Source organism: Streptomyces sp. NPDC001599 (assembly GCF_042893535.1).
GTDB lineage: Bacteria > Actinomycetota > Actinomycetes > Streptomycetales > Streptomycetaceae > Streptomyces.
Window position 1 is genome coordinate 197902 of record NZ_JBIAVA010000011.1, and the last position, 24697, is coordinate 222598.

19 protein-coding genes are annotated in these 24697 nt (G+C 69.8%); 11 read left to right on the forward strand and 8 right to left on the reverse strand.

Features of this window, described 5'->3' with window-relative positions:
• Window positions 1-22: 22 nt before the first annotated feature.
• The 8 genes from atpE (at window position 23) to ACFYZ3_RS26955 (ending at window position 6918) form a co-directional block, all read left to right on the forward strand.
• Entirely contained in the window at window positions 23-253 is a 231-nt protein-coding gene (gene atpE, locus ACFYZ3_RS26920) for an ATP synthase F0 subunit C (protein ID WP_009321656.1), read from the forward strand.
• A 41-nt stretch (window positions 254-294) separates the two neighbouring features.
• On the forward strand, window positions 295-849 hold the full coding sequence (locus ACFYZ3_RS26925; RefSeq protein ID WP_385458272.1) for a F0F1 ATP synthase subunit B: 555 nt from the start codon (window positions 295-297) through the stop codon (window positions 847-849).
• 5 nt (window positions 850-854) lie between these two features.
• Complete coding sequence (locus tag ACFYZ3_RS26930; protein WP_388522802.1) at window positions 855-1670, forward strand: F0F1 ATP synthase subunit delta; 816 nt, start codon at window positions 855-857, stop codon at window positions 1668-1670.
• A gap of 185 nt (window positions 1671-1855) precedes the next feature.
• A complete protein-coding gene (gene atpA, locus ACFYZ3_RS26935; RefSeq protein ID WP_003973626.1) occupies window positions 1856-3445 on the forward strand; it encodes a F0F1 ATP synthase subunit alpha in 1590 nt (529 codons plus the stop codon).
• A gap of 21 nt (window positions 3446-3466) precedes the next feature.
• A complete protein-coding gene (locus ACFYZ3_RS26940) occupies window positions 3467-4384 on the forward strand; it encodes a F0F1 ATP synthase subunit gamma (RefSeq protein ID WP_361004494.1) in 918 nt (305 codons plus the stop codon).
• Window positions 4384-5820, forward strand: a complete 1437-nt coding sequence (gene atpD, locus ACFYZ3_RS26945) for a F0F1 ATP synthase subunit beta (protein WP_388522630.1) — start codon at window positions 4384-4386, stop codon at window positions 5818-5820. Before ACFYZ3_RS26940 ends, atpD begins: the two co-directional genes overlap by 1 nt.
• 131 nt (window positions 5821-5951) lie before the next feature.
• Window positions 5952-6326: a F0F1 ATP synthase subunit epsilon gene (locus tag ACFYZ3_RS26950; protein ID WP_115744235.1), complete on the forward strand. Its 375-nt coding sequence runs from the start codon at window positions 5952-5954 to the stop codon at window positions 6324-6326.
• Between the two features lie 142 nt (window positions 6327-6468).
• Window positions 6469-6918, forward strand: a complete 450-nt coding sequence (locus ACFYZ3_RS26955) for a DUF2550 domain-containing protein (RefSeq protein ID WP_003973622.1) — start codon at window positions 6469-6471, stop codon at window positions 6916-6918.
• Window positions 6919-6981: 63 nt separating this feature from the next.
• Here the strand turns inward: ACFYZ3_RS26955 and ACFYZ3_RS26960 are convergent, their stop codons facing one another.
• The 3 genes from ACFYZ3_RS26960 to ACFYZ3_RS26970 form a co-directional block, all read right to left on the reverse strand.
• On the reverse strand, window positions 6982-8811 hold the full coding sequence (locus tag ACFYZ3_RS26960; protein ID WP_388522633.1) for a glycosyl hydrolase family 18 protein: 1830 nt from the start codon (window positions 8809-8811) through the stop codon (window positions 6982-6984).
• Between the two features lie 147 nt (window positions 8812-8958).
• Complete coding sequence (locus ACFYZ3_RS26965; RefSeq protein WP_388522636.1) at window positions 8959-9600, reverse strand: response regulator; 642 nt, start codon at window positions 9598-9600, stop codon at window positions 8959-8961.
• Window positions 9597-10793 carry a sensor histidine kinase gene (locus ACFYZ3_RS26970; RefSeq protein ID WP_388522639.1) on the reverse strand — a complete coding sequence of 399 codons (1197 nt, stop codon included), beginning with the start codon at window positions 10791-10793 and terminating at the stop codon, window positions 9597-9599. Before ACFYZ3_RS26970 ends, ACFYZ3_RS26965 begins: the two co-directional genes overlap by 4 nt.
• A 152-nt stretch (window positions 10794-10945) precedes the next feature.
• Between ACFYZ3_RS26970 and ACFYZ3_RS26975 the strand changes: the two genes are divergently transcribed.
• Entirely contained in the window at window positions 10946-11536 is a 591-nt protein-coding gene (locus tag ACFYZ3_RS26975) for a hypothetical protein (protein ID WP_388522642.1), read from the forward strand.
• A complete protein-coding gene (locus tag ACFYZ3_RS26980; RefSeq protein WP_388522645.1) occupies window positions 11533-11724 on the forward strand; it encodes a DUF5708 family protein in 192 nt (63 codons plus the stop codon). Before ACFYZ3_RS26975 ends, ACFYZ3_RS26980 begins: the two co-directional genes overlap by 4 nt.
• 82 nt (window positions 11725-11806) lie before the next feature.
• Here ACFYZ3_RS26980 and ACFYZ3_RS26985 read toward each other — a convergent pair whose 3' ends face one another.
• A complete protein-coding gene (locus ACFYZ3_RS26985; RefSeq protein WP_388522648.1) occupies window positions 11807-18280 on the reverse strand; it encodes an RHS repeat domain-containing protein in 6474 nt (2157 codons plus the stop codon).
• A 90-nt stretch (window positions 18281-18370) separates the two neighbouring features.
• On the reverse strand, window positions 18371-22090 hold the full coding sequence (locus ACFYZ3_RS26990) for a LamG domain-containing protein (protein ID WP_388522651.1): 3720 nt from the start codon (window positions 22088-22090) through the stop codon (window positions 18371-18373).
• 229 nt (window positions 22091-22319) lie between these two features.
• Here ACFYZ3_RS26990 and ACFYZ3_RS26995 point away from each other — a divergent pair, with 229 nt between their 5' ends.
• Window positions 22320-22505 (forward strand): hypothetical protein, encoded by a 186-nt coding sequence (locus ACFYZ3_RS26995; protein ID WP_388522654.1) that lies wholly within the window; start codon window positions 22320-22322, stop codon window positions 22503-22505.
• Window positions 22506-22545: 40 nt separating this feature from the next.
• Here ACFYZ3_RS26995 and ACFYZ3_RS27000 read toward each other — a convergent pair whose 3' ends face one another.
• The 3 genes from ACFYZ3_RS27000 to ACFYZ3_RS27010 are packed head-to-tail and all read right to left on the reverse strand — an operon-like array spanning window position 22546 to window position 24681.
• The gene (locus tag ACFYZ3_RS27000) at window positions 22546-23118 is read right to left on the reverse strand and encodes a cob(I)yrinic acid a,c-diamide adenosyltransferase (protein ID WP_388522657.1); all 573 of its coding nucleotides are present in this window, start codon (window positions 23116-23118) and stop codon (window positions 22546-22548) included.
• Between the two features lie 13 nt (window positions 23119-23131).
• Window positions 23132-23881 carry an ABC transporter permease gene (locus tag ACFYZ3_RS27005; protein ID WP_361004521.1) on the reverse strand — a complete coding sequence of 250 codons (750 nt, stop codon included), beginning with the start codon at window positions 23879-23881 and terminating at the stop codon, window positions 23132-23134.
• 17 nt (window positions 23882-23898) lie between these two features.
• On the reverse strand, window positions 23899-24681 hold the full coding sequence (locus ACFYZ3_RS27010) for an ABC transporter ATP-binding protein (RefSeq protein ID WP_388522660.1): 783 nt from the start codon (window positions 24679-24681) through the stop codon (window positions 23899-23901).
• Window positions 24682-24697 lie beyond the last annotated feature (16 nt).

Sequence of the window (24697 nt, forward strand, 5' to 3'; positions counted from 1 at the left end):
GTAAAGAAAAGGAAGAACTGGCATGTCCCAGACCCTTGCTGCCGTCGAAGGTTCCCTCGGTTCCATCGGTTACGGCCTCGCTGCCATCGGCCCCGGCGTCGGCGTCGGCATCATCTTCGGCAACGGCACCCAGGCCCTGGCCCGTCAGCCCGAGGCGGCCGGCCTGATCCGCGCCAACCAGATCCTGGGCTTCGCCTTCTGTGAGGCGCTCGCCCTGATCGGTCTGGTCATGCCGTTCGTCTACGGCTACTGATCGCTGATCCCAGACCAGCCGACTAGACGAAAGGCAAACCCATGAGCCCGATGCTCCAGATCGCGGCAGAGGAGATGGAGAATCCCCTCGTCCCGCCGATCCCCGAGCTCGTCATCGGCCTGATCGCCTTCGTCATCGTCTTCGGCTTCCTCGCCAAGAAGCTCCTCCCGAACATCAACAAGGTTCTGGAAGAGCGTCGCGAGGCCATCGAGGGCGGTATCGAGAAGGCCGAGGCCGCGCAGACCGAGGCCCAGAGCGTCCTCGAGCAGTACAAGGCCCAGCTCGCCGAGGCCCGGCACGAGGCCGCGCGACTGCGCCAGGAGGCGCAGGAGCAGGGCGCCACGCTCATCGCCGAGATGCGCGCGGAAGGCCAGCGGCAGCGTGAGGAGATCATCGCCGCCGGTCACGCCCAGATCCAGGCCGACCGCAAGGCCGCCGCGTCCGCGCTGCGCCAGGACGTCGGCAAGCTGGCCACCGAGCTGGCCGGCAAGCTGGTCGGCGAGTCCCTCGAGGACCACGCCCGCCAGAGCCGTGTGATCGACCGCTTCCTGGACGAGCTGGACGACAAGGCGACGACGGCAGAGGCAACCCGATGAGTGGGATGCACGGAGCGAGCCGCGAGACCCTGGCCGCCGCACGCGAGCGTCTCGACGCGCTGACGGACTCCACGTCCGTGGACGCCGGCTCGCTCGCCGACGAGCTGGCCGCCGTCACCGCGCTGCTCCACCGCGAGGTGTCGCTGCGTCGGGTCCTCACCGACCCGGCGCAGTCGGGCGAGGCCAAGGCCGAGCTCGCCCAGCGTCTCCTCGGCACCCAGGTCACCGGCACCGCCGTCGACCTGGTGGCCGGCATGGTGCGCTCCCGCTGGTCGCAGTCCCGCGACCTGGTGGACGCGCTGGAGGAGCTGGCGGACACCGCCGACCTCACCGCCGCCCAGAAGCGGGGCCGGCTCGACAACGTCGAGGACGAGCTGTTCCGGTTCGGCCGGATCATCTCCTCCAACACCGAGCTGCGCGCCGCGCTCACCAACCGGTCGGCCACCACCGCGGCCAAGGGCGAGCTGCTGCGCGACCTGCTCGGCGGCCGGGCGGAGCGGACCACCGAGCGTCTGGTGACGCGCCTTGTCACCGCGCCGCGGGGACGTAGCCTGGAGTCGGGACTCGAGTCCCTGTCCAAGCTCGCCGCCGACCGGCGGGACCGGATGGTCGCCGTGGTCACCTCGGCGGTGCCGCTGAGCGACACGCAGAAGCAGCGCCTCGGCGCGGCCCTCGCGAAGGTCTACGGCCGTCCGATGCACCTGAACCTCGACGTGGACCCCGAGGTCCTCGGCGGAATCCGGGTGCAGGTCGGTGACGAGGTCATCAACGGCTCCATCGCGGACCGTCTGGAGGACGCCGGCCGCCGGCTGGCGAGCTGACGCCCACGCGCGACAACAGCAGAAGCAGTAACAGAGCAGAAGCAGTAACAGAGCAGTAGCAGTACGTACTTACGACGGCCCTGGTTGGGCCGTGCAGAGGATTCACCTCTCATTGGGGGGAGTCCCGACTCGTGGAATACCCCCAAGTGAAACTTCGGGCCCAACAAGGAGAGCAGGGAACTCAGATGGCGGAGCTCACGATCCGGCCGGAGGAGATCCGGGACGCACTGGAGAACTTCGTCCAGTCGTACAAGCCGGACGCGGCCTCGCGCGAGGAGGTCGGTACGGTCACCCTTGCCGGCGACGGCATCGCGAAGGTCGAGGGCCTGCCCTCGGCCATGGCCAACGAACTGCTGAAGTTCGAGGACGGCACCCTCGGCCTCGCCCTCAACCTCGAGGAGCGCGAGATCGGTTGCGTCGTCCTCGGTGAGTTCAGCGGCATCGAGGAGGGACAGCCGGTCTCGCGTACCGGCGAGGTCCTCTCCGTGGCCGTCGGCGAGGGCTACCTCGGCCGCGTCGTCGACCCCCTCGGCAACCCGATCGACGGCCTCGGCGAGATCGAGACCTCCGGTCGCCGCGCCCTCGAACTGCAGGCCCCCACGGTCATGCAGCGCAAGTCGGTGCACGAGCCGATGGAGACCGGCTACAAGGCCGTCGACGCCATGACCCCGATCGGCCGCGGTCAGCGTCAGCTGATCATCGGCGACCGCCAGACCGGCAAGACCGCCCTGGCCGTCGACACGATCATCAACCAGCGCGACAACTGGCGCACCGGCGACCCGAACAAGCAGGTCCGCTGCATCTACGTCGCCATCGGCCAGAAGGGCTCCACCATCGCGTCCGTGCGCGGCGCGCTGGAGGAGAACGGCGCGCTGGAGTACACGACCATCGTGGCCGCCCCGGCGTCCGACCCGGCCGGCTTCAAGTACCTGGCGCCGTACACCGGCTCGGCCATCGGCCAGCAGTGGATGTACGAGGGCAAGCACGTCCTGATCATCTTCGACGACCTGTCGAAGCAGGCCGACGCCTACCGCGCCGTGTCGCTGCTGCTGCGCCGCCCGCCGGGCCGCGAGGCCTACCCGGGTGACGTCTTCTACCTGCACTCCCGTCTGCTGGAGCGCTGCGCGAAGCTCTCCGACGCCGAGGGCGCCGGCTCGATGACCGGTCTGCCGATCGTCGAGACCAAGGCCAACGACGTGTCGGCGTTCATCCCGACCAACGTCATCTCCATCACCGACGGCCAGTGCTTCCTGGAGTCCGACCTGTTCAACGCCGGTCAGCGTCCGGCCCTGAACGTCGGTATCTCGGTCTCCCGCGTCGGTGGCTCCGCCCAGCACAAGGCCATGAAGCAGGTCTCCGGCCGCCTCCGCGTCGACCTCGCCCAGTTCCGTGAGCTGGAGGCGTTCGCCGCCTTCGGTTCCGACCTGGACGCCGCGTCGAAGTCGCAGCTGGAGCGCGGTCAGCGCATGGTCGAGCTGCTGAAGCAGAACCAGTACCAGCCGATGTCCACCGAGGACCAGGTCGTCTCCGTCTGGGCCGGCACCACCGGCAAGATGGACGAGGTGCCCGTCGCCGACATCCGCCGCTTCGAGAAGGAGCTGCTCGAGTACCTGCACCGCCAGGAGCAGGGCCTCATGACCTCCATCCGCGAGGGCGGCAAGATGTCCGACGACACCCTGCAGGCCGTCGCCGAGGCCATCGCGGCGTTCAAGAAGCAGTTCGAGACGAGCGACGGCAAGCTGCTCGGCGAGGACGCCCCGTCCGCCGCCAAGTGACGTAAGGAAGGGACCTGACTCATGGGAGCCCAGCTCCGGGTCTACAAGCGTCGCATCCGATCCGTCACCGCGACCAAGAAGATCACCAAGGCGATGGAGATGATCGCCGCCTCGCGCGTCGTCAAGGCGCAGCGCAAGGTGGCGGCCTCCACGCCGTACGCGCGGGAGCTCACCCGCGCGGTCACGGCGGTCGGTACCGGGTCGAACACGAAGCACCCGCTCACCACGGAGGCGGACAGCCCGAGCCGTGCCGCGGTCCTGCTCCTCACGAGCGACCGCGGTCTGGCCGGCGCCTTCAACTCCAACGCCATCAAGGCGGCGGAGCAGCTGACCGAGCGCCTCGAGCGTGAGGGCCGCCAGGTCGACACGTACATCGTCGGCCGGCGCGGTCTGGCCCACTACAACTTCCGCGAGCGCAAGGTCGTGGAGTCGTTCGCGGGCTTCACCGACGAGCCGACGTACGCGGACGCCAAGAAGGTCGCGGCGCCGCTGATCGAGGCCATCGAGAAGGACACGGCCGAGGGCGGCGTGGACGAGCTCCACATCGTCTACACCGAGTTCGTCTCGATGATGACGCAGACGGCGGTCGACTCCCGGCTGCTGCCGCTGAGCCTCGACGAGGTCGCGGAGGAGTCCGGCGCGAAGGACGAAATCCTTCCGCTGTACGACTTCGAGCCGTCGGCGGAGGACGTCCTCGACGCCCTGCTGCCGCGCTACGTCGAAAGCCGCATCTACAACGCGCTGCTCCAGTCGGCTGCCTCCAAGCACGCCGCCACCCGGCGCGCGATGAAGTCGGCCACCGACAACGCGGGCGAGCTGATCAACACGCTCTCCCGTCTTGCCAACGCGGCCCGCCAGGCCGAAATCACCCAGGAAATCAGCGAGATCGTCGGTGGCGCCAGTGCCCTGGCCGACGCGAACGCGGGGAGTGACAACTAATGACCACCACTGTTGAGACCGCGACGGCCACGGGCCGCGTCGCCCGGGTCATCGGCCCGGTCGTCGACGTGGAGTTCCCCGTCGACGCGATGCCGGAGATCTACAACGCCCTCCACGTCGAGGTCGCCGACCCGGCCAAGGAGGGTGAGCTCAAGACGCTGACCCTCGAGGTCGCCCAGCACCTCGGTGACGGCCTGGTCCGCACCATCTCCATGCAGCCCACCGACGGTCTCATCCGCCAGGCCCCGGTGACCGACACGGGCGCGGCCATCTCCGTCCCCGTCGGCGACTTCACCAAGGGCAAGGTGTTCAACACCCTCGGTGAGGTGCTGAACGTCGACGAGCAGTACACCGGTGAGCGCTGGCCGATCCACCGCAAGGCGCCGAACTTCGACGAGCTCGAGTCGAAGACCGAGATGTTCGAGACCGGCGTCAAGGTCATCGACCTGCTGACCCCGTACGTCAAGGGCGGCAAGATCGGTCTGTTCGGCGGTGCCGGCGTCGGCAAGACGGTGCTCATCCAGGAGATGATCTACCGCGTCGCCAACAACCACGACGGTGTCTCCGTGTTCGCCGGTGTCGGTGAGCGCACTCGTGAGGGCAACGACCTCATCGACGAGATGAGCGAGTCGGGCGTCATCGACAAGACCGCGCTGGTCTTCGGTCAGATGGACGAGCCGCCGGGCACCCGTCTGCGCGTCGCGCTGGCCGGCCTGACCATGGCCGAGTACTTCCGCGACGTCCAGAAGCAGGACGTGCTGTTCTTCATCGACAACATCTTCCGCTTCACCCAGGCGGGCTCCGAGGTGTCGACCCTGCTCGGCCGCATGCCCTCCGCGGTGGGCTACCAGCCGAACCTGGCCGACGAGATGGGTCTCCTCCAGGAGCGCATCACCTCGACCCGTGGTCACTCGATCACCTCGATGCAGGCGATCTACGTCCCCGCGGACGACCTGACCGACCCGGCCCCGGCCACCACCTTCGCCCACCTCGACGCGACGACAGTGCTCTCCCGTCCGATCTCCGAGAAGGGCATCTACCCGGCCGTGGACCCGCTGGACTCGACGTCCCGCATCCTCGACCCGCGGTACATCGCGGCGGACCACTACCAGGCCGCGATGCGCGTGAAGAACATCCTGCAGAAGTACAAGGACCTGCAGGACATCATCGCGATCCTCGGTATCGACGAGCTGGGCGAAGAGGACAAGCTCGTCGTCCACCGCGCCCGTCGCGTGGAGCGCTTCCTGTCCCAGAACACCCACGTCGCCAAGCAGTTCACCGGCGTCGACGGGTCGGACGTCCCGCTGGACGAGTCGATCGCGGCCTTCAACGCGATCTGCGACGGCGAGTACGACCACTTCCCGGAGCAGGCGTTCTTCATGTGCGGTGGCATCGAGGACCTGAAGAACAACGCCAAGGAGCTGGGCGTCTCCTGAGCCTCGGCTCACGGTGAGCCGCACGGCTCACCACCCGGAGGGGGCGGGCGCGTCCCGTCCCCTCCGGCACGCCCCTTAGACTTGTAACCAACACCCGGCTCTCCCGCCGGGTGGTGACCCGAGGAGCCACCTTGGCTGCTGAGCTGCACGTCGCGCTGGTCGCGGCCGACCGAGAGGTCTGGTCCGGCGAGGCCACCCTGGTCGTCGCGCGCACCACGTCCGGCGACATCGGCGTCATGCCCGGTCACCAGCCGCTGCTCGGTGTGCTGGAGTCGGGCCCGGTGACCATTCGTACGAGTGACGGCGGGACGGTCGTCGCCGCGGTGCACGGCGGTTTCATCTCGTTCGCCGACAACAAGCTGTCGCTGCTGGCCGAGGTCGCCGAGCTGTCGGACGAGATCGACGTCCACCGCGCCGAGCGCAAGCTCGAGCGCGCGAAGGCGGAGGGCGACGCCCACGCCGAGCGTCGCGCGGACGTCCGACTGCGCGCGGCGGCGGGACGCTGATCCACAGCACAGTGCGATAGCGTCGTGCCATGACGTCACTCAGCCGCGGCTGGGACCGGAGCCATCCGGACCCGGCCGCGGCTGAGGCAGATCCGGGTGTTTTTTCCGTTCCGTTACCTAGGAGACGAGGAGGTCGGTGTCGATGGCCCTCGCTCTGACTGTGTGCGGAATCGTGGTGGCCGTGGTGGTGATCGGCCTCTTCGTCTTCGGCCTGCGCCGCCGGCTGATCCAGCGCTCGGGCGGCACCTTCGACTGCTCCCTGCGCTGGGACGCCCCCAAGGAGGGCGACACCACCGACGGCAAGGGCTGGGCCTACGGCGTGGCCCGCTACAACGGCGACCGGGTCGAGTGGTACCGCGTCTTCTCGTACTCCCCGCGCCCCCGCCGCGTGCTGGAGCGCTCCGCGATCGAAGTGGCCGGCCGCCGGCTGCCGGACGGCGAGGAGGAGCTGGCGTTGCTCTCCGACGCCGTGATCCTGGCCTGTCTCCACCGGGGCACCCGGCTGGAGCTGGCGATGAGCGAAGACGCGCTGACCGGATTCCTCGCGTGGCTGGAGGCAGCCCCGCCCGGTCAGCGAGTGAATGTGGCGTAGCCACATTCACTCTCCCCCTGGACGAAGCCTGAGGGGAGAGCGAATGCGCCTACGGAGTGGTTGTTACTTCAGGCCGCCGTCGATGGCGCTCACCAGTTCGCCGTTGGTGGTGTCGCCGCTGAACTCCCAGAAGAAGGCGCCGCCGAGGCCCTGCTGCTCGGCCCAGTCCATCTTGGACTTGATGGTGGCCGGGGTGTCGTAGGACCACCAGTTGGAGCCGCAGTGGGCGTACGCGGTGCCGGCGACGGTGCCGGTGGCCGGGCAGCTGTTCTTGAGGACCTTGTAGTCCTCGATGCCCGCCTCGTAGGTGCCGGTCGCCGGGCCGGTGGCGGTGCCGCCGGGCGCGGACTGCGTGACGCCGGTCCAGCCGCGGCCGTAGAAGCCGATGCCGATCAGCAGCTTGTCGGCCGGGACGCCCTTGGACTTGAACTTCGCCATCGCGTCGGCGGTGGTGAAGCCCTGCTGCGGGATGCCGTCGTACGCGGTCAGCGGCGAGTGCGGAGCGGTCGGACCGTTCTTCGCCCAGGCACCGAAGAAGTCGTACGTCATCACGTTGTACCAGTCGAGGTACTTCGAGGCCTCGCCGTAGTCGGCTGCGTCGATCTTGCCGCCGTCCGAGCCGTCGGCGGTGACGGCCGCGGTGATCAGGTAGTCCTGGCCGAACTCGGCGCGCATGGCCTTCATCATGCTGCTGAAGGCGTTCGGGGCGCTGGTCTCGTCACAGCTGAGACCGCAGGCGTTCGGGTACTCCCAGTCCAGGTCGATGCCGTCGAAGACGTCGGCCCAGCGCGGGTCCTCGACCAGGTCGTGGCAGGACTTCGCGAACGCGGCCGGGTTCTTCACGGCGTCGGGGAAGCCGCCGGACCAGGTCCAGCCGCCGAAGGAGTAGAGGATCTTGATGTTCGGGTACTTGGCCTTCAGCTTGCGCAGCTGGTTGAAGTTGCCGCGCAGCGGCTGGTCCCAGGTGTCCGCGACGCCGTCGACGGACTGGTCGGCGGTGTACGCCTTGTCGTAGTCGGCGTACGCGTCGCCGATGGTGCACTTGCCGCCCTGGACGTTGCCGAAGGCGTAGTTGATGTGCGTGATCTTGTCGGCGGAGCCGGAGGTGACCAGGTTCTTCACGTGGTAGTTGCGCCCGTAGACGCCCCAGTTGGTGAAGTAGCCCATCTTGACCTCGTCACCGGTGCCGGGGTTGCCGCCGTCCCCGCCGCCGGTGGTCGTGACCTTCACCGAGCCGCTGGCCGGGCCGGTCTGGTCGGCGGTGTCACGGGCCTTGACGCTGTACGAGTAGGCGGTGCCCTTGGTGAGGCCGCTGTCCGTGTAGGTGGTGCCGGTGACGGTGGCGACCTTCGCGCCGTCCCGCAGGACGTCGTAGTTCTTGACGCCCTTGTCGTCGGTCGCCGCCGACCAGGACAGCTTCACCGAGGTGTCGGTGATGTTGGAGGCGGTGGGCGTGCCGGGCGCGGAGGGGGCCTCGTCGCCGGGGACCGAGGTGCCGTCGCAGCTGCCGCCGTTGAGCTTGCAGTTGGACGGGGAGCCGGGCCCGCTGCCGTTGAAGCCGAAGGAGACCGAGGCGCCGGGGGCGAGCGTCCCGTTCCAGCCGACGTTCTTGGCGGTCCAGTGGTCGGCGGAGTTGGTGACGGTGGCGTCCCAGGCCGAGGTGACCTTGGTGCCGGAGGGGAAGTCCCACTCGACGGTCCAGGAGCTGAGAGAGGTGGTGCCGGTGTTCTTCACCGTCCACTTGCCGCCGAAGCCCGTGCCCCAGTCCGAGGTCTTCTCGAAGGTGGCCGTCGCGCTCGCGGCGGCCTGGGCCGGGCTCGCGAGGCCGACCAGGCCGGCGAGGGGAAGCGCCAGGGTCGCTGCGAGTGCCGCGGCTTTGTGTCTGAAGCGCATGTGCGCCTCCTTATATGGGGATGTTGTCGAGGGCATGACTGAGCCTCATGCCCGCAGTGCGGCGAGAATAGAAAGGTCTGGACCACAGGTCAATAGGTCTGGACCAATGTGGCGGCCAGTGGTTGAACCTGTGATTGACAGGGAAAACTAGATCCCCAACTCCTGGGCCAGCACCGCCGCTTGCACCCGGCTGCGCAGCCCCAGCTTCCCCAGCAGCCGGCTGACGTGCGTCTTCACCGTGGCCTCCGCCATGTCGAGACGCTCGGCGACCGCCGCGTTGGACAGCCCCTCGCCGAGACAGGAGAGCACCTCGCGCTCACGCCGGGTCAGGTCCCGCAGCCCGGCCGGGTCCGCGGCCGGCTCGCGCACCGGGTGCGCGGCGAACTCGGTGATCAGCCGCCGGGTGACGGCCGGCGCCACGATGCCCTCGCCGCCCGCCACCGTGCGCACGGCCGCGATCAGGTCCTTGGCGTCGGTGTTCTTCAGCAGGAACCCGGCGGCTCCCGCCCGCAGCGCCCCGAAGACGTACTCGTCCAGGTCGAAGGTGGTCAGCACCAGGACGTCGGCGAGCTGCTCCCCGACCACGATCCGGGTCGCCGACACGCCGTCCAGGCGCGGCATCTGCACGTCCATCAGCACCAGGTCGGGACGCAGCTCCCGGGCCAGCGCCACCGCCTGCTCGCCGTCCGCGGCCTCCCCGACCACCTCGATGTCCGGTGCGCTGCCCAGGATCAGCACCAGCCCCGCGCGGACGGCGGACTGGTCCTCGGCGACGAGGACGCGGATCATGCGAGGTCTCCTTCGGTGAGGGGCAGCGTGGCGCGCACGGCCCAGATCTTGCCGCCCGCCGGGCCGGGGTCCGCCACCGCCCCGGCCTCGAACGTGCCGTGCAGCAGCGCGGCCCGCTCCCGCATCCCGACCAGACCGGCGCCGGAACCGGGCGCGCGCGGGGTGTCCCGGTCGCCGTACGGGCTGGTCACCTCGACCCGCAGGGCGCCCTCGTGCCGGTCCAGCCGGACCAGGACGGTGCCCTTGGAGGCGTGCTTGAGGGCGTTGGTGAGCGACTCCTGCACGATCCGGTACGCGGCCAGCTCGACCGGTGCGGGCAGGTTCTCGCCGGGTGCCGTGTCCAGGGTGACGTCGAGGCCGTTGGCGCGGGCGCCCTCGACCAGCGCGCCGAGCCCGTCGAGGGTGGGGGCGGCGGCCGGCCCGGTGTCCCCGCCCTGGTCCCGCAGGATGCCGATGAGGCGTCGCATCTCGGCCAGTCCCGCCACGCTGTTCTCGCGGATCACGCCGAGCGCCTGCCGGGTGGTCGCCGCGTCGTCCAGGGAGAGCGCGGCCGTGGAGTGGATGGCGATCGCGGACAGGTGGTTGGCGACCATGTCGTGCAGCTCGCGGGCCATCCGGGAGCGCTCCGCCGTCACCGCCTGGACCCGGTCCATCTCGGCGAGCAGCGCGGTCTGCTCGGCCCGCAGCAGGGCGGCGTCGGCGGCCTCGCGGTGGTTGCGGACGATGAGCCCCGTGGAGGCGGGCGCGAAGGACACGACGCCGACTGCGACACCGATGAGCAGGGTCTCGGGCACCCGCCACACGGCGAACGGCACCAGCGTCGAGGCGACGGTGAGCAGCCCGGTGATCCACGGGATGCGGCGGGCCGAGGCGGGCGGGCCGTACAGCACGGCGGCGTACATCAGGTCGGTGTACATGATCACCGTGACCAGGCTGCCCTGGGTGAGCGTGTCCGCGACCAGCGCGACGGTGCCGATCAGCAGACCGGTGCGCGGCGCGGCCCGGCGCAGCAGCTCGCAGCCCGCCATGACGGCGAGCGGGGCCAACAGCGGCCAGCGGCCGTCGAACAGCACGACCGGCTCGTCGGCGGGCCGTACGCCGAGGCCGATGCCCCACAGCAGCAGCCCGCCCAGCAGCCCGGCCGACGCGGCGTACACGTCGAAGCGGCGCGGGCGGGGGAGTCGTGCGGCCATGCCACCATCCAACACGGCCCGCGCCCCGCCCGCCTGATCCCGGGGAAGGGTCCCGCACTGCATCTTTCGATGTACCGGAGGTTCGTCACCGCCGACGACGATCCCGGCGGATTCCGACGGGAGCCTGGAAGGGCGAACGAGAGGAGTGCGTCGTGGTCGTCGCGTTGATCATCGCCTGCGAGGTCGGCTTCTGGGTGCTGCTGGCCCTGGGCCTGGGCGCCCGCTACCTGCTGAAGTGGCGGCGCACCAGCGTCGTCCTGCTGCTGTGCGAGCCGGTGCTGGAACTGGTGCTGTTCGCCGTGACGGCGTGGGACCTGAAGAACGGCGCCGAGCCCGGCTGGGAGCACGGCCTGGCCGCGCTGTACATCGGCTACACCGTCGCCTACGGCCACTACACGATCCGCTGGCTCGACGGGCACGCCGCCCACCGCCTGGCCGGTGGCCCGCCGCCGGTCAAGCCCCCGCGCTACGGCAGGGCACGGGCGGCCCACGAGGGCCGGCTGTGGCTGCGCACCCTGCTGGGCGCGGCCGTGGCCTGCGCGCTGCTCCAGGGCGCGGTCTGGTACGTCGGCGACGAGGGCGACGTCTCGTCCCTGCGCGCCTTCCAGTGGGCGGCGATCCGGGTCCTCGGTATCCACGGCGCGGTGGCCCTCGCGTACCTGATCTGGCCGAAGAAGGCGCCGGCCGGGACGCCCGGGCTCCCCGTGGAAAAGCAGACGGAGAAGGAGGCGGCGCGCCGATGAGCTACCTGCCTGAGCGGAACGTGTGGGAGGGCGCGGCCACCTTCGTGGTCGGCCTCGCCCTGTGGCTGTTCACCGGGGACGTGGACGTCCCCGTCGTCGACCTGGCGAAGGTCGGCATCGTGATGATGTGCGTCGGCGGCGCGCAGACCGGGTGGGGCATCGTCCGGTCGGCGCGCCGGTCGGCCTGACGCGCTTGTGCGGGCGCGCGGCCGTCGGCCTCCGAAGCTCGGAGGCCGACGGCTTCCCAGGTTTCTCAGCGGGCGGCGGCCCTCACTCGACGGGCGCGGGCATCGGGATGTACTCCGTCCAGGTGAAGGTCATTTGCAGGTCCTTCTGCCCGTTGGGGAAGAGCATGTGGGCCGTGTTCGAGATGGCCATGGCGTTCGGGTCCTTAGCGCCACCGCTGTAACCCTCCTTCGACACGCCCCGGGTCAGCGATTCGACGGTCATCGACTGCTTGATCTGGAACTGGACCTTTCCGCGCCTGTTCAGCCTGTTGTAGTCGGTCACCTTCGCCTGGAGGTTGAACGACCCGAGTGCCGCGCGGGTGGCTCCCTCCGCCGTGTCCGGATCGTCGTCCCCGAGGAGCTGCATGATCGCGTCGGACATCTCCCCTGCCATCATCCCCTTCAGCGGCAGGTCGTTCATGGCCGCGCCGTACTGGGTCTTGTAGTCGAGCCCCTTGATGGGCTCACCGATCTTGGTCCCCTTCCGGTGCGACAGGTACCTGCGGACGATGTTCAGCCAGATGTGCCGCTTGACGTCCTGCGTCATCTTGTCGCTCTCGTCGAAGAAGTAGGCCGACGGAGTGGCGCCCATGAACCACATGGACACGAGCTGGGTCGCGTTCGGGTTGAGGACGATGTCGGCGTTGAGGGCGGCAAGGCCCATACGGTAGGCCGCCGCGGCACGCCGGCCCAGCTCGTCCTTGCGGCTGCCCCCGGAGCTGTGCGTGCCGCCGCCGGTGTCCTTCGTCTGGCTCTTCTTGCCGCCACCGCCACCGCGGGTACCGGGGCCGGGCCCGCACTCGTTCCAGCCACCGTCGCAGTCGGCGAGCCGGGTGCCCGTGGGGTCGGAGACGGTCACCGGGTTGTTCGCGGCGTAGCTGTACCCGTTGTACGTCTGCGACTCGTCGGCCTCCAGCACGGGGTCGACGCTGATGAACTGGCCGATGCTTGGGTCGTACTCGCGTGCGCCGATGTGGGTGAGTCCGGTCGTGGCATCCCTGGTCTTGCCGAGGAAGCCTTTGTCACCGGGCCAGGCCCCGTTCAGCGGCGTGCCGCGGTCCTCACCGAAGGGCGTGGTGCGGCGCTTGACGAACGCCTGGTCCGTACGGTCGACGGACAGGTTGGACGTCCCGTGGTGATCGCTGACCTGGTAGGCGACCTTCTCCGTGCCGCTTTCGTTGGAGCGCGTGGCGGCGGTGACACCGTCCGCGCTGTACTGGCGCTGGGCCCAGGTGGTGCCGTTGGCCCGGAGGTGCAGTTCGGTGGCTCCGGCGTACAGGACGCGTTCGCCGTTCTCGGTGGCGCGGACGAGCAGGGTGCCGTCGGTGCCGTAGAGGTAGTCGGTGGAGCGGTCGTCCTCGGTGAGGCGGCTGAGCTTCCCCTCCTCCGACCAGGCGAGGTCTTGACTGCCCTCGTCGCCGACGCCGGGACGCCCGGTGGTGTTGCCGGCGTTGTCGTACGCGTAGGTGCTGTGCGGGGCCGCGCAGTCGGTCGTGCTGGTGCCGGTCAGGGTGTGGGGCTGGTCCGCGTCGGTGTAGCAGTAGGTGGTCCGGGTCGTCGCGGTGGCGGTGTGCTCGGTCTCCGTGGCCCGCTGGCCCGCGGTGTTGTAGGTGTAGCCGGTCCAGTACGGCGCCGGTCCCGACAGCGAGTCGGCGCTGGGGGCGTCGGCGCACTTCTGGGAGGCGGGCGTCCAGGCCTCGGTCAGGCGCTGATGGGCGTCGTAGGTGAAGCACTGGGTCTCGGCGCTGCTGGTGCCGCCGAGGGTGGTGGGGTCGGCGATGGAGGTGATGTTGCCGGCCTGGTCGTAGCCGTAGCGCAGGTCCTGCAACTGGTAGGGGTGGGTGTTGTCCTGGGTGTAGCTGCGTGTCAGACGACGCGTGCCCGCCTCGAAGGTGTTGGCCACGTAGACGCTGTCCTCGCCGGTGCCCAGGGTGAGCATCTGCGGTTCGGCCAGGGCCGAGTAGTCGACGTCGGTGAGGTAGGTGCCGATGTCGGTGAGGTTGCCCAGCTCGTCGTGGTCGTAGCCGACGGTTTCGGCGGGCAGGCCGCCGAGCGCGGGGGCGGTGGTCTGCTTCAGCGTGCCGTCGATGTTGAAGTGGGACTCGAACGCCAGCGTGGCCGGTTGCCCCGCCTTGACGAACGGGTCGCTGTCCGGCAGCCGCAGTTCGGTGCCGTTCGCGCGCCCCATGCTGTCGTAGGCCGTGATCGCCTGGGTGTAGGCGGCGCCGTTCCTGCCGCCGACGTAGCGGGTGGAGGAGGTCGGGCTGCCCTTGAGGAGGGTGTCGTAGGTGTAGCCGGTGAGCTGGTTGGCGTCCGTCTTCGAGCCCGCCCAGGTGCCGGTGAGGCGGTCCAGCTCGTCGTAGGCGCTCAGGACCGACTTCCCGCGGGAGTCGGTGGCCCTGACGGCCTGGTCGAGGGCGTTGTACTCGGTGGTCGTCCGGCCCTTGTCCGGGTCGTCGGCGCTGGTCCGGCGGCCGAACAGGTCGTAGCCGTAGGACCACTCGGCGCCGTCGGGACCGGTGATGGTCCTCTGCTTGTCGCCGAGGGTGTAGGTGAACTTCGTCGAGGTGTAGGAGGCGCCGGGGCCGGTACCGAAGTCCGCGTCGGCCGGGCTCTCACCGGCGTAGTCGCGGGTCTCGACCGTACGGCCCCGGACGTCGGTGATCGTGCGCTGCGCCGAGCCGCCGTCCAGGGCGGTGGTGGCCGTGGAGTCACCGGTGTAGGTCGTGGTGGTGGTCCACTTCCTCACGCCGCCGACGTACAGCGTGCTGGTGGTCGGGCGCTCGGCGCCGTCGAAGGTCACCTCCGTCTGGGCGGGGGCGCGGCCGTACTCGGCACGCGTGTAGCTGCCGTTGGGTGCACTGGAGCTGTCGAACATGTCGGCGAACGTCTCGTAGGCCAGACCGCGGGTGTCGTAGTGCGTGTCCGTCAGTAGCCGGCCGCCCTGCGGTGTCGGCGCCTGCTTCTGGAGGGGCCGCAACAGGGAGTCGTACAACTCGTAGCTGGTGGTGTAGGTGTCCTTGTTCGTCAGCGTGCCCGTCGACACGTACGACGGCTTGGAGCGGTTGAGGTGGTAGGAGAACTTGAAGTTCGGGAGCTGACTGCCGCTGGAGCGGTTGGGCAGCCACACCTCGGTGAGCCGGCCGAGCGCGTCGTAGCGCTGCTCGGTCTTCTTGGCGTTGATGTCGTAGCTGCGCAGGGTGAGGCCGCGTCGCGGTTCCAGGTAGGTGATCGCGCGGTAGCCCTTCGGGTCCGTCGTGGTCTTCCTGGTCAGCGGTCCCGCGTCGGCGGGCGTGTAGGCGGTAGTGGTGCCGCGGCCCGCGGTGTCGGTGACGGTGAGGGGGCGGCCCAGGGTGTCGTAGGTGGTCGTGGTGCCGGTCTGCCAGCCGGACGGCGGGCGCTGGCCGTCGCTCCCGGCCGTCGCGGCGTAGCCGGTGGCGCGGCCTGTCCAGGTGGGCTCGCCCTTGGTGGGCTTCTGCGTCGCGGTCCAGGTGGTGGCGTCGGCCTTGTCGTAGACGGTGGCGGTGTCGGCCAGGACGTCACCGGCGGTGGCGCTGGTCGCGGGCAGGCTCAGGGCCGAGTCCGTGACCGAGCACTGCTTGGCCACCGTGCGGGTGCGGGAGACCAGGTTCGTGATGCCGAGGTCCGCGTTGCGGGCGTACCAGGTGCGGGTGCAGGTTTCGTCGCCGCCCAGGCCCGTCTGACCGTAGTCGTCGACCTCCCTTACCATGCCGAGGCCGTCGTACCGCTTTGTGACGGTGTGCGTCCGCCATCTTTCGGGCCCCGTGAGGTAGGTGCTGGTGTAGGCCGTCGTGTCGTGGACCCACTGCGCGACGTGGTCGGCCGCGTCTGGCACCGTCTGGGTGGCGGTGACGCCCCGGGTGTAGTTGTTGAAGACGCTGCTGACGGGCAGGCTGCCATCGTAGGTGACCTGTTGGCGCAGCAGACCCTTCCACTGGTCGCTGTCGGTGGCGTCGGGCAGGTTCACGTCAGTGTCGAGCAGCGGGGGCACGGTGACGGACTTGGTGGTGCCGTCCTTCTTCTTGTCGCCGTGCATGCCCTGCATGTAGAGCGAGACGGTTTTGGACCGGGTCTCGCCGACCCTGCCGGTGTAGGCGATGACCTGGCGGTAGCCGCGCCAGTCCGACCAGGTCCGCTCGTCCTTCGGCGTCAGCGGGTCGTCGTTGTAGTGCCAGGCCGCACCGCTGTAGGCGTACGCGTACTCCACTGCCGGGTTGACGGCCTGCGCGTCGTGCACCCCGACCGCGGTCACCCGGTACTTGTGGAACCAGTCGATCGCCGCGTCCTCGGCGCCGTTGATGTGCCAGAACTGCGGGAAGCAGGAGCGGGTGTTGGTGTCCGGCGCCGCGTTCAGGACCTCGCTGCGGACGCATTCCGGTGACGTCAGGGTCACTTCGGTGATCGCGCCGGTCTCCGAGGTGATGGTGGAGATGCGTGGGCGGGTGAGCGGCAGGATGTCGTCGGTGGCGTCGACCCGGTTGGGCCGCATCTGGTAGGTGAACGAGACCGGGTCGACCGTGATGGCCGTGTCGCCCGCCTTCGCCACGCGCTTGAGCGAGGTCAGGGTCAGCACCTGGTCGGAGCTGTCGCCGATGTCACCGCCGTCCAGGTACTTCTGGGTCAGGTCCCAGGAGTCCACCGGGTCGAAGGCGCTGCTGGTGGCGTTGTAGGAGAACGTGTCGATGCCGGTCAGACGCTTGCGGGTGAAGAAGGACGGGCCGGCCGCGTCGCACTCGTCGTCGTCCTTGGCACAGATCGCGTCGAACGGCACGTCCGGCCAGTTCTCGGCGGTGTCCTCGGTCAGGCTGCCGCAGTCCGACAGGGTGCAGCGCTCGGCGTAGGTGAAGGTGACCTTGGCGTCCGGCTTGTCGGTGAACAGGGCGCCCTTGCGCAGACCGTACTCGATGCGGTTCAGATAACCGCCCCGGGTGTAGCCGGTACTGGCCTTGTCCGCCTTGTTCTTCTCGTAGTAGTTGGACTCCTTGGTGTACCAGTACGTCGCCGCGTTGCCGTGGGTGTCCTCGACGTGGTCGAGGTTCCAGCGCCAGGCCTGCGTCAGGTCGCGGTCGGCGAAGGAGTCGCCGCCGCCGTAGCCGGGCTCGCCGGAGTCGTCGCCGAAGACCGGGGCGGTCCAGGTGGAGTTGGTGCGCTGGTCACCGGCGCCGTCGAGCTTGTTCTTCCCGAACACGTACTTGGTGCCGTCACCCGTGACGACGGTCCAGTACTCGCCGTTGTCGTCCCCGTTGTCCGCCCCGGTCGAGCGCGTCACCTTCGAGGCGTCGTCGTCGGCCAGCTGCCACGCGCCGGTGTCGTCGTCCTTGACCAGGCGGGTCGACTTGCCGTTCAGGACCAGCGTCGCGTTGTCGTACTTCCAGCACTGGTCGTAGACCTCGTCGTGACCGTCCTTGTCGCACGAGCCGTAGGCGCGGGTGATGTAGGACTCAGTGAGGGAGAAGCCCTCTCCCACCGACGTGGTCTGATTGTTCGTCGTCGCCGTGCGGCCGTCCACGTTGCCCGAGTCGTAGGACAGGGACAGCGGCGGCACGGGTCCCGCCGCGGCCGGCGGCATCGTGAAGTCGTAGGACCAGGTGAACGAGCCCGAACTGCCCCCGGCCTGCCAGGACGAGGACTCCGCGAGCTTCGTCGCCGAGTAGTCACCGGCGCCCTTGGGCGACTGACCCGAACCCGCGGACGCGGCCGTGACCGCCAGCACCGTCGCCCCGGAGGACGCGGCACTGCCCGCTTTCCCGGACAACTGGGTCGAGGGACCGCCCGAGGCCTCCTCCAGGGGGACCTTCGCCGAGACCGTCTGGTCGCTGAGGTCGTTGGCCGAGGAGGCCAGCGGAGTCTGCTTGCGGCACTCCTCCTTCTCCGGAGTCGTCAGCGCACACGCCGGCAGCCGCACCAGGCGCAGCCGCTGCGACCAGCCGCCGCCGACCGCCGAGGCGAAGCCGCCGTAGTCCACGCGCACGTTCGCCGTGCCGGCGCCTTCCGCCTCGGCCGTCAGCAGCACGCCCGTAACGCCTGCTTTGCGGGCCGCCTTCTGGTCCAGGACCGTGACCCGGGCCTCGCCCGACGCCGCATCCGACGCCTTCGATCCGGCCACCGGGCTCAGCGTGACCGGGACACCGGCCGGCTTGCCCGTGCCGTCCGCCTTCAGGTTCAGCGGCACCTTCGCCGTGCCCGCGCCCGGCCAGTCCGCCTCGCGTTCGGCCGTCGCCCGCTTCGCCTGCTCCGCGTTGGCCTTCCGTTCCTCGGCGACCTTCGCCCGCGCCTTCTTCGCCGCGTCCGCGTCGAACGGCTTCACCTTGGTCACCAGGGACTCGGGCAGCTCCGGACGGCCCAGCCCGTCCTGCTCCACCGCCTGCGCCACCTGCGCCAATCCCGCCGGCACCACCAGTGCGAGGACCAGTGACTGCACCACGAGCCGATTCGTCCCGCGTCGGTGTCGTCTCTCGTCCCGTTGCCGTCTTGATGTGCCTATGCCAAAACTCATGGTCTCTTCCCCACCCAGTCCCGTACGCGGTCCCTTACGGGGTGAGGGCGGCCGCCGCGACGTCTGCCCTCACCCCCGGCTCACCGGTTGTCAGTCGGCGACGGCCTCGTCGATCTGCTGTGCGGTCGCCATCGCGCCGGTCCACAGCCGTACGTCGGCGATACGGGCGGGCAGGTAGTGCTGCCACGTCCCGTCCGTGCTGCCCTTGCCGACAGCGAGGTCGCCCGAGCCGGTCTTCGCGGTGAACGTCTGCGCGTCACCGTTGACGACACTGCCGAGGTACAGACGAACCGTGCCGTCCCCGGTGTCGTAGACACCCGTCAACCGGACCATGCCGTCCACCGAGGCGCTCTCCTCGGAGGCCACCCCGCTGAACGTGCCGTCGGCGTCGAACCGGCCGAAGTACCAGAAGCCCTCCGGGACGGTCTTCTCCTCCAACGTGTCCTCGTCCAGGACCGTGGCGCTGCCGGTCCGCTTGTACCACAGGCCCCACGCCGAGCCGTCCGCCGTGCGCTGTCCCACGACCTGGCCGGTGTAGCCGACGGGCTTGGCGAGTACCTTGTCGGCGTCCAGGGCTGCCAGCGCCGTCACGGTGAACGAACCTGTGTCGTCCACCACCGGTCCCGCGGCCGTGGCCGCGTCGTCCACGCCGTCGAGGACGATCGCCCCGCCGTCCAGCGCGGCCCCGCCGCCCAGGGTCAGTGACCTGCCGTAGCCCGACTGGGCGTCGGGCACCGTGGTGCCGCTGCCCCGCTCCGGCGACCAGTCCGCGACCAGTTCCACCGCCGCGTGGTTCGGCGAGTTCATGAGCCGGGCATCGTCGGCGACCAGTTCGTCGGTCAGGGCCTGCTGCCAGACGGTGACCTCGTCGATCGAGCCGGCGAAGTAGTCGGTGTAGGCGTCCCGCCACAGTACGCGGCCGATCTGCAGACCGCCCTCTGCCGCCCACGCCGCGGACACGGTGTCGCTGCCCTGCAGCCGGCCGTTCACATACAGCCGGATCTGCTTCTTGTCCGCGTCGTACACGGCCGCGAGATGCGTCCACACGCCCTTTGCGGCCGGCTGCGTGGCCGTCACCTTCTGCTCCGCGATGTTGCCGTCGGTGGCGTCCTTGGGTGACGTGCTCAGCGTCCAGGCCCCCTCAGCCTCGCGATATGTGAGGTAGAAGCCGCTGTAGAAGCCGCCGTCCTGTCCCAGCACCGTCTGGTTGCGTGCCACGCCCGGCTTGAGCATGGCCCAGGCGGAGACGGTGTAGGAGGCGCGGGTGTCCACCACCGATGTGCTGGTGGCCGCGTAGTCGGTGGTGCCGTTCAGAGCCAGGCCCTGGTCGGTGACGGGCGTCCCGAGGGCGTTGCCCTCGGCGTCATGGGTGATCAGGCCGCGGCGGCCGCGGTCGTCCCGTGCCGCACCGTACAGGGCCGCATCGTCACGGCCGTCCACGGTGGCGGAGTCGACCGCCGCGCCCGTCGCCTCGTCGAAGTGGTATCGGCCGACCGGACCCGCACCGGAGTCCACCAGGAAGTCGGTCACGGACTGCTCGCCCCAGCCCAGAGTGTCCTTCGCCCGTACGTACACGCGCTGCAGGCCCCCGCGGGTGGGTGTGACCTTCGCCGTGGCGGTGGCACCCTTCAGCTCGGCCGACCACGCCGCCTGCGAGGACACCTTGTACTGGTAGGACACGTTCGTGTCACCGGACGCCGGCTTGAACGACAGCGTCGCCACTTCGCCCGGACTGCCTGCGGCGGCGCAGGCGTTGGTCGTGCACTCCGTGTACGGCGAGGAGAGCGTCACCTGCGGGGCCTTGGGCCGGGTGGAGTCGATGCGGAAGTAGCAGTAGCCGTCGGAGGCGGCGCTGCTGAGGTGGCTGGAGCCGTAGTACGACCAGGTCCAGGCGTGGTACCGGTACAGCTTGCCGTCAGTCAGGGGCGACCACTTCAGGGACACCGCCCTGTCGTCGTCGACGTACCCGGTCGACGGGCCGAGGGAGCCGTTGCCCGGGTTGACGTCCGTCCAGGAGCCGTCGGCGTTCTTCACGTCGAGGTCGAAGTACACCCGCAGTTGGGCGGTGTCGTCATTGCCGCCCGCCTTGGTCTGCGCGGTCGCCTTCAGCGTGGGCGCCGGGTACGAGACGATCGACGCGTCGGCCTCACGCTTGTCGCACACCGGGGCGGTACTGCTCCCGCCGCCCTGAATGCCGACGGCGGACGGCTTGTCCGGCAGACCCACGTACTTCACGGCCAGGACCGCGTCGTTCTTGAACCGCTTCCACGCCGAGGTGTCGCTCTCATCGTGCGCCCGGACCTCCAGGGTCAGCCGGGAGAACTTGCCCGCCGCGAAGCTCGCCACGGTCGGGGTCAGGTTCTCGTTGCTCTCCTCCGGATTGTCGTTGAACTCGATCGGTGCGTCCGGCGAGTCGGGGTCGCACAGCGATCCCCGCCCGGCCGACACATACCGGTCGACCATCCAGTCCAGCTCCTTGGGCCGCGACGACCACGTCGTGGACGAGGAGATGTTGTTCGTACGCACCAGATCCACCCAGCGCGGATCACACTGGAACGCCCACGGTTCCGTCACCCGGAACGTGGCGTCCAGCACCTTCTTGCCCCGCAGACTCGACGGCGAGAACTCGAAGTACAGCTTCTGCACATAGCCCGGACCGCAGTAGTAGCCGCTCCAGGAACCGCACTTGCCCGCGCCCTTGCCCCGGTCGTCGTCCCCGTTGCCCCAGCCGTAGGACTCGTAGCCGTCACTGCGCAGCAGGGTCCGCTCCGACTCGCCCCACGTCACCGTCGGGTCGATGAACACCGGGAAGGCGTCCGCGTCGGTACCGGCGAGCATGTCCGCGTCCGGGACGACCGACAGCCTGCCCTGGCCCACCTCGACGTCCATCCGGACCACGGTGTCGCCCTGCCCCGGCTCTAGACCGGAGCCGGACGGCGCGGCCTCCGCCGGATCCGCCGGCTCACCCGTTGGACCGTCCTCGCCCACCGTCTGCGGCACCCGTGCCTGCGACGTCGACAGCGACGACTCGGTCGGCGACGACTTCGACTGCTGCGAGGCCTCGTCGGCATCCGCCGTCCGGCCCGCCGAGTCCCACATCCGCGCCGGAGGCGCCCGGAACACCGTGGCACCGTTGCCGTCGACCGCCGCGAGCGCACCCGACGCGCCCTCACGCACCGCCAGCCCTTCCGTCTCCAGCCCGAACGTGAGCTTCTTCAGCTCCTCACTCGCCGCCGCCTCGGGCGTCTTGACCACCAGCACATGCTGGAAACTCTCCGGCGTCGCCGTCACCTTCAGGTCGACACCCGGCAGCACCTCCCCATACACCGCACTCGAACCCTCGAGCCGCGGAGCAGGCAGTCCGCCCGGCCAGTCCAGGGCCAGCGAACGGCCCTCGTCCTCGATCCGGGCCAGCGGAGCGTCGTCCCCACCGCCCGAGAACGCCATCCCCACCGCTGCGCCCTTTGGACCGACCGACCCGTCCGCCCGCTGCACCAGCGTCGCGTCCGGCGTCTGCCAGCCACCTCCCGACGCCCGCACCCGGACCGGGACCGCCGACTCCTCCAAAGTGAACGTGGCGCCGTCCGGATTGGCGAAGACCGTCGTCCGCTCCGTCCGCTGTCCTGGCACCTCTACCCGCTCACCGGACTCCCGCGCCGCGTCAAGAGCCTTCTGCCCCTCCGACGACGACGCAGCCGGCGCCTCCTCGTCGGCCGCGTACGCCACCGATCCCGGGACCACCGCGGCGATCACCGCCGCACATACCACCGCGACCAGGCCCGACGACCCGCCCCGCAATCGGTTCCACATTCTCGCCACACCCCACCCAAAAGATCCATCTCATGGCCGTCAGTAACTAACGCGGTAGCAAGGTTGCAGGTCAACCTGTGGAGAGCGACCGGGATTGTGAAGAAGTCGACGTTTACCGAGGGTTGTAAACATCCAGATCACGATCGGGCAATGTTTCGTCCATGCCAGGGGAAACTGGGAACGGCGCGGATGGTCACGTAAGCTCCAGGGTCAGGAAGTGGGGGGCGACATGACTGATCGCGGCTGGTACGACGACACCGACGCGCAGGACGCCGCCCGGCGCGCAGACCGGGCGGCACGCGCCGGGTGGGCGGCGATCGCCGGGGTCACCGGGGCGCTCGGCTGCGCCCTAGTCGTTGGTGCGGTGCTCGTCGCCCTCGCGGTGATCGCATGTCTCTACATGGTGGTGGGATGACGTCGTGGCGGGATGACCTTGTGGTGGGACGACGGGCTGCCTAGCGCTCCCCGCCCGGCACCCACAGCACGTCCCCGACCTCCTTGTTGGCCACCCGGGCCAGGATGAAGAGCAGGTCCGAGAGGCGGTTGAGGTAGGTCGCGGTGAGCGGGTTCATCGTGTCGCCGTGGGCCTGAAGCGCCGCCCACGTGGAGCGCTCGGCCCGGCGGACCACCGTGCACGCCTGGTGCAGCAGGGCCGCACCGGGGGTGCCGCCGGGGAGGATGAAGGAGCGGAGCTTCTCCACCTCGGTCAGGTAGCGGTCGCAGTCCGCCTCCAGCTTGTCGACGTAGAACTGCTCGACCCGCAGGGGCGGGTACTCCGGGTTCTCCACCACCGGCGTCGACAGGTCCGCGCCCACGTCGAACAGGTCGTTCTGGACGCGGACGAGGACCTTGACGACCTCCTCGGACAGGCCGCCGAGCGCGATGGCGGTGCCGATCACCGCGTTCGCCTCGTTGGCGTCGGCGTACGCGGAGATCCTGAGGTCGGTCTTGGGGACCCGGCTCATGTCGCCGAGGGCGGTGGTGCCCTGGTCGCCGGTCCGGGTGTAGATGCGCGTCAGGTTGACCATGGGGCCAGCGTAGTTACGCGCCCGCCGTCCGGAACACGCGTGTGCCCACCGTCACGGCCAGCGCGGTGAAGGCCAGGGCGACCAGGGTGCCGTACAGCATGTGCGCCGTCGCGTAGGAGCCGACGTAGGCGTCCCGCACCGCGTCCACCAGATAGCGGAACGGCATCAGGTGCGAGAGCACGTCCAGCCAGTCCGGGCCCAGGGTCATCGGGAGCATCAGGCCGGACAGCAGCATCGACGGCATGGTCAGCGCGTTGATCGTGGGCCCGAACTCCTGCGGGGTGCGCACCTTCATCGCCAGCGCGTACGACAGCGAGGCCAGCGAGACCGTGAGCAGGGCGACGAAGGCGAAGCCGATCAGCACGCCGGGCAGCGGCGCGCGCAGGCCCATCACCAGGGCCGCCAGCACCAGCAGTACCGCCTGGAAGGCGAAGACGGTGGCGTCCCGCAGTACCCGTCCGAGCAGCAGCGCCAGGCGGCTGACGGGCGTGACCCGCATCCGCTCGACCACTCCCTGGCTGTTCTCGATGATGATCGAGAACCCGGCGAAGGAGGCGCCGAACAGGCCCAGTTGCAGCAGCAGGCCGGGGACCAGCACCTGCCAGGAGCTGCCCCGCCCGCCGAGCGGCAGGTCGGTCAGCAGCGGGCCGAAGAAGAGCAGGTACAGCAGCGGCATCAGCACGCCGAACAGCAGCGCGAAGCGGGAGCGCAGCGACTGGCGCAGATAGCGGCCGTAGATCAGGCCGGTGTCGTGGAGCAGCATCGGGAATCCTCGGAAGGTCAGACGGCGACGGGGGCGGCGTCGGCCGGAGCCGCGCTGCGGCCGGTGACGGCCAGGAAGGTGTCCTGGAGCGAGGCGTCCGGCGAGCCGCCGTACTCCCGCTTCAGGGCGTCAGGTGTGCCCTCGGCGACCACCACGCCGCCGTCCACGACGACCAGGCGGTCGGAGAGGGCGTCGGCCTCGTCGAGGTAGTGGGTGGTCAGGAAGACCGTGGTGCCGTGCTCGGCGCGCAGCCGGCGGACCAGGTCCCACAGGTCGGCGCGGCTGCCCGGGTCCAGACCGGTCGTCGGCTCGTCCAGGAAGAGCACCTTCGGGCGGTGCGTGAGCGCCATCGCGATGTCCAGCCGGCGCCGCTGCCCGCCGGAGAGCGCGCCGCACTTGCGGTCGAGCAGCCCGGTCAGGTCCAGGTCGCGGGCCAGTTCGGCGGCGCGCTCGGCGGCCCGCGCCCGGGTCAGCCGGTACAGGCGCCCCTGGGTGACCAGCTCCTCCCGCACGGTGATCTGGGTGTCCACCCCGCCCGACTGCGCCACGTACCCGCACGCCGCGCGCACCCCGGCCGGGTCGGTCGCCAGGTCGTGCCCGGCGACGGTGGCCGCGCCGCCGGTGGGGGCGAGCAGGGTGGTGAGCATGCGCAGGGTGGTGGTCTTGCCGGCGCCGTTGGGGCCGAGGAAGCCAAGGATCTCGCCCTCGCGGACGGTGAGGTCGATGCCGCGCACCGCCTCGACCGGACCGCGCCTGGTCGCGAAGGTACGGGCCAGCCCGGCCGTACTGATGATTGCCATGCGCTCCAGAAAAACA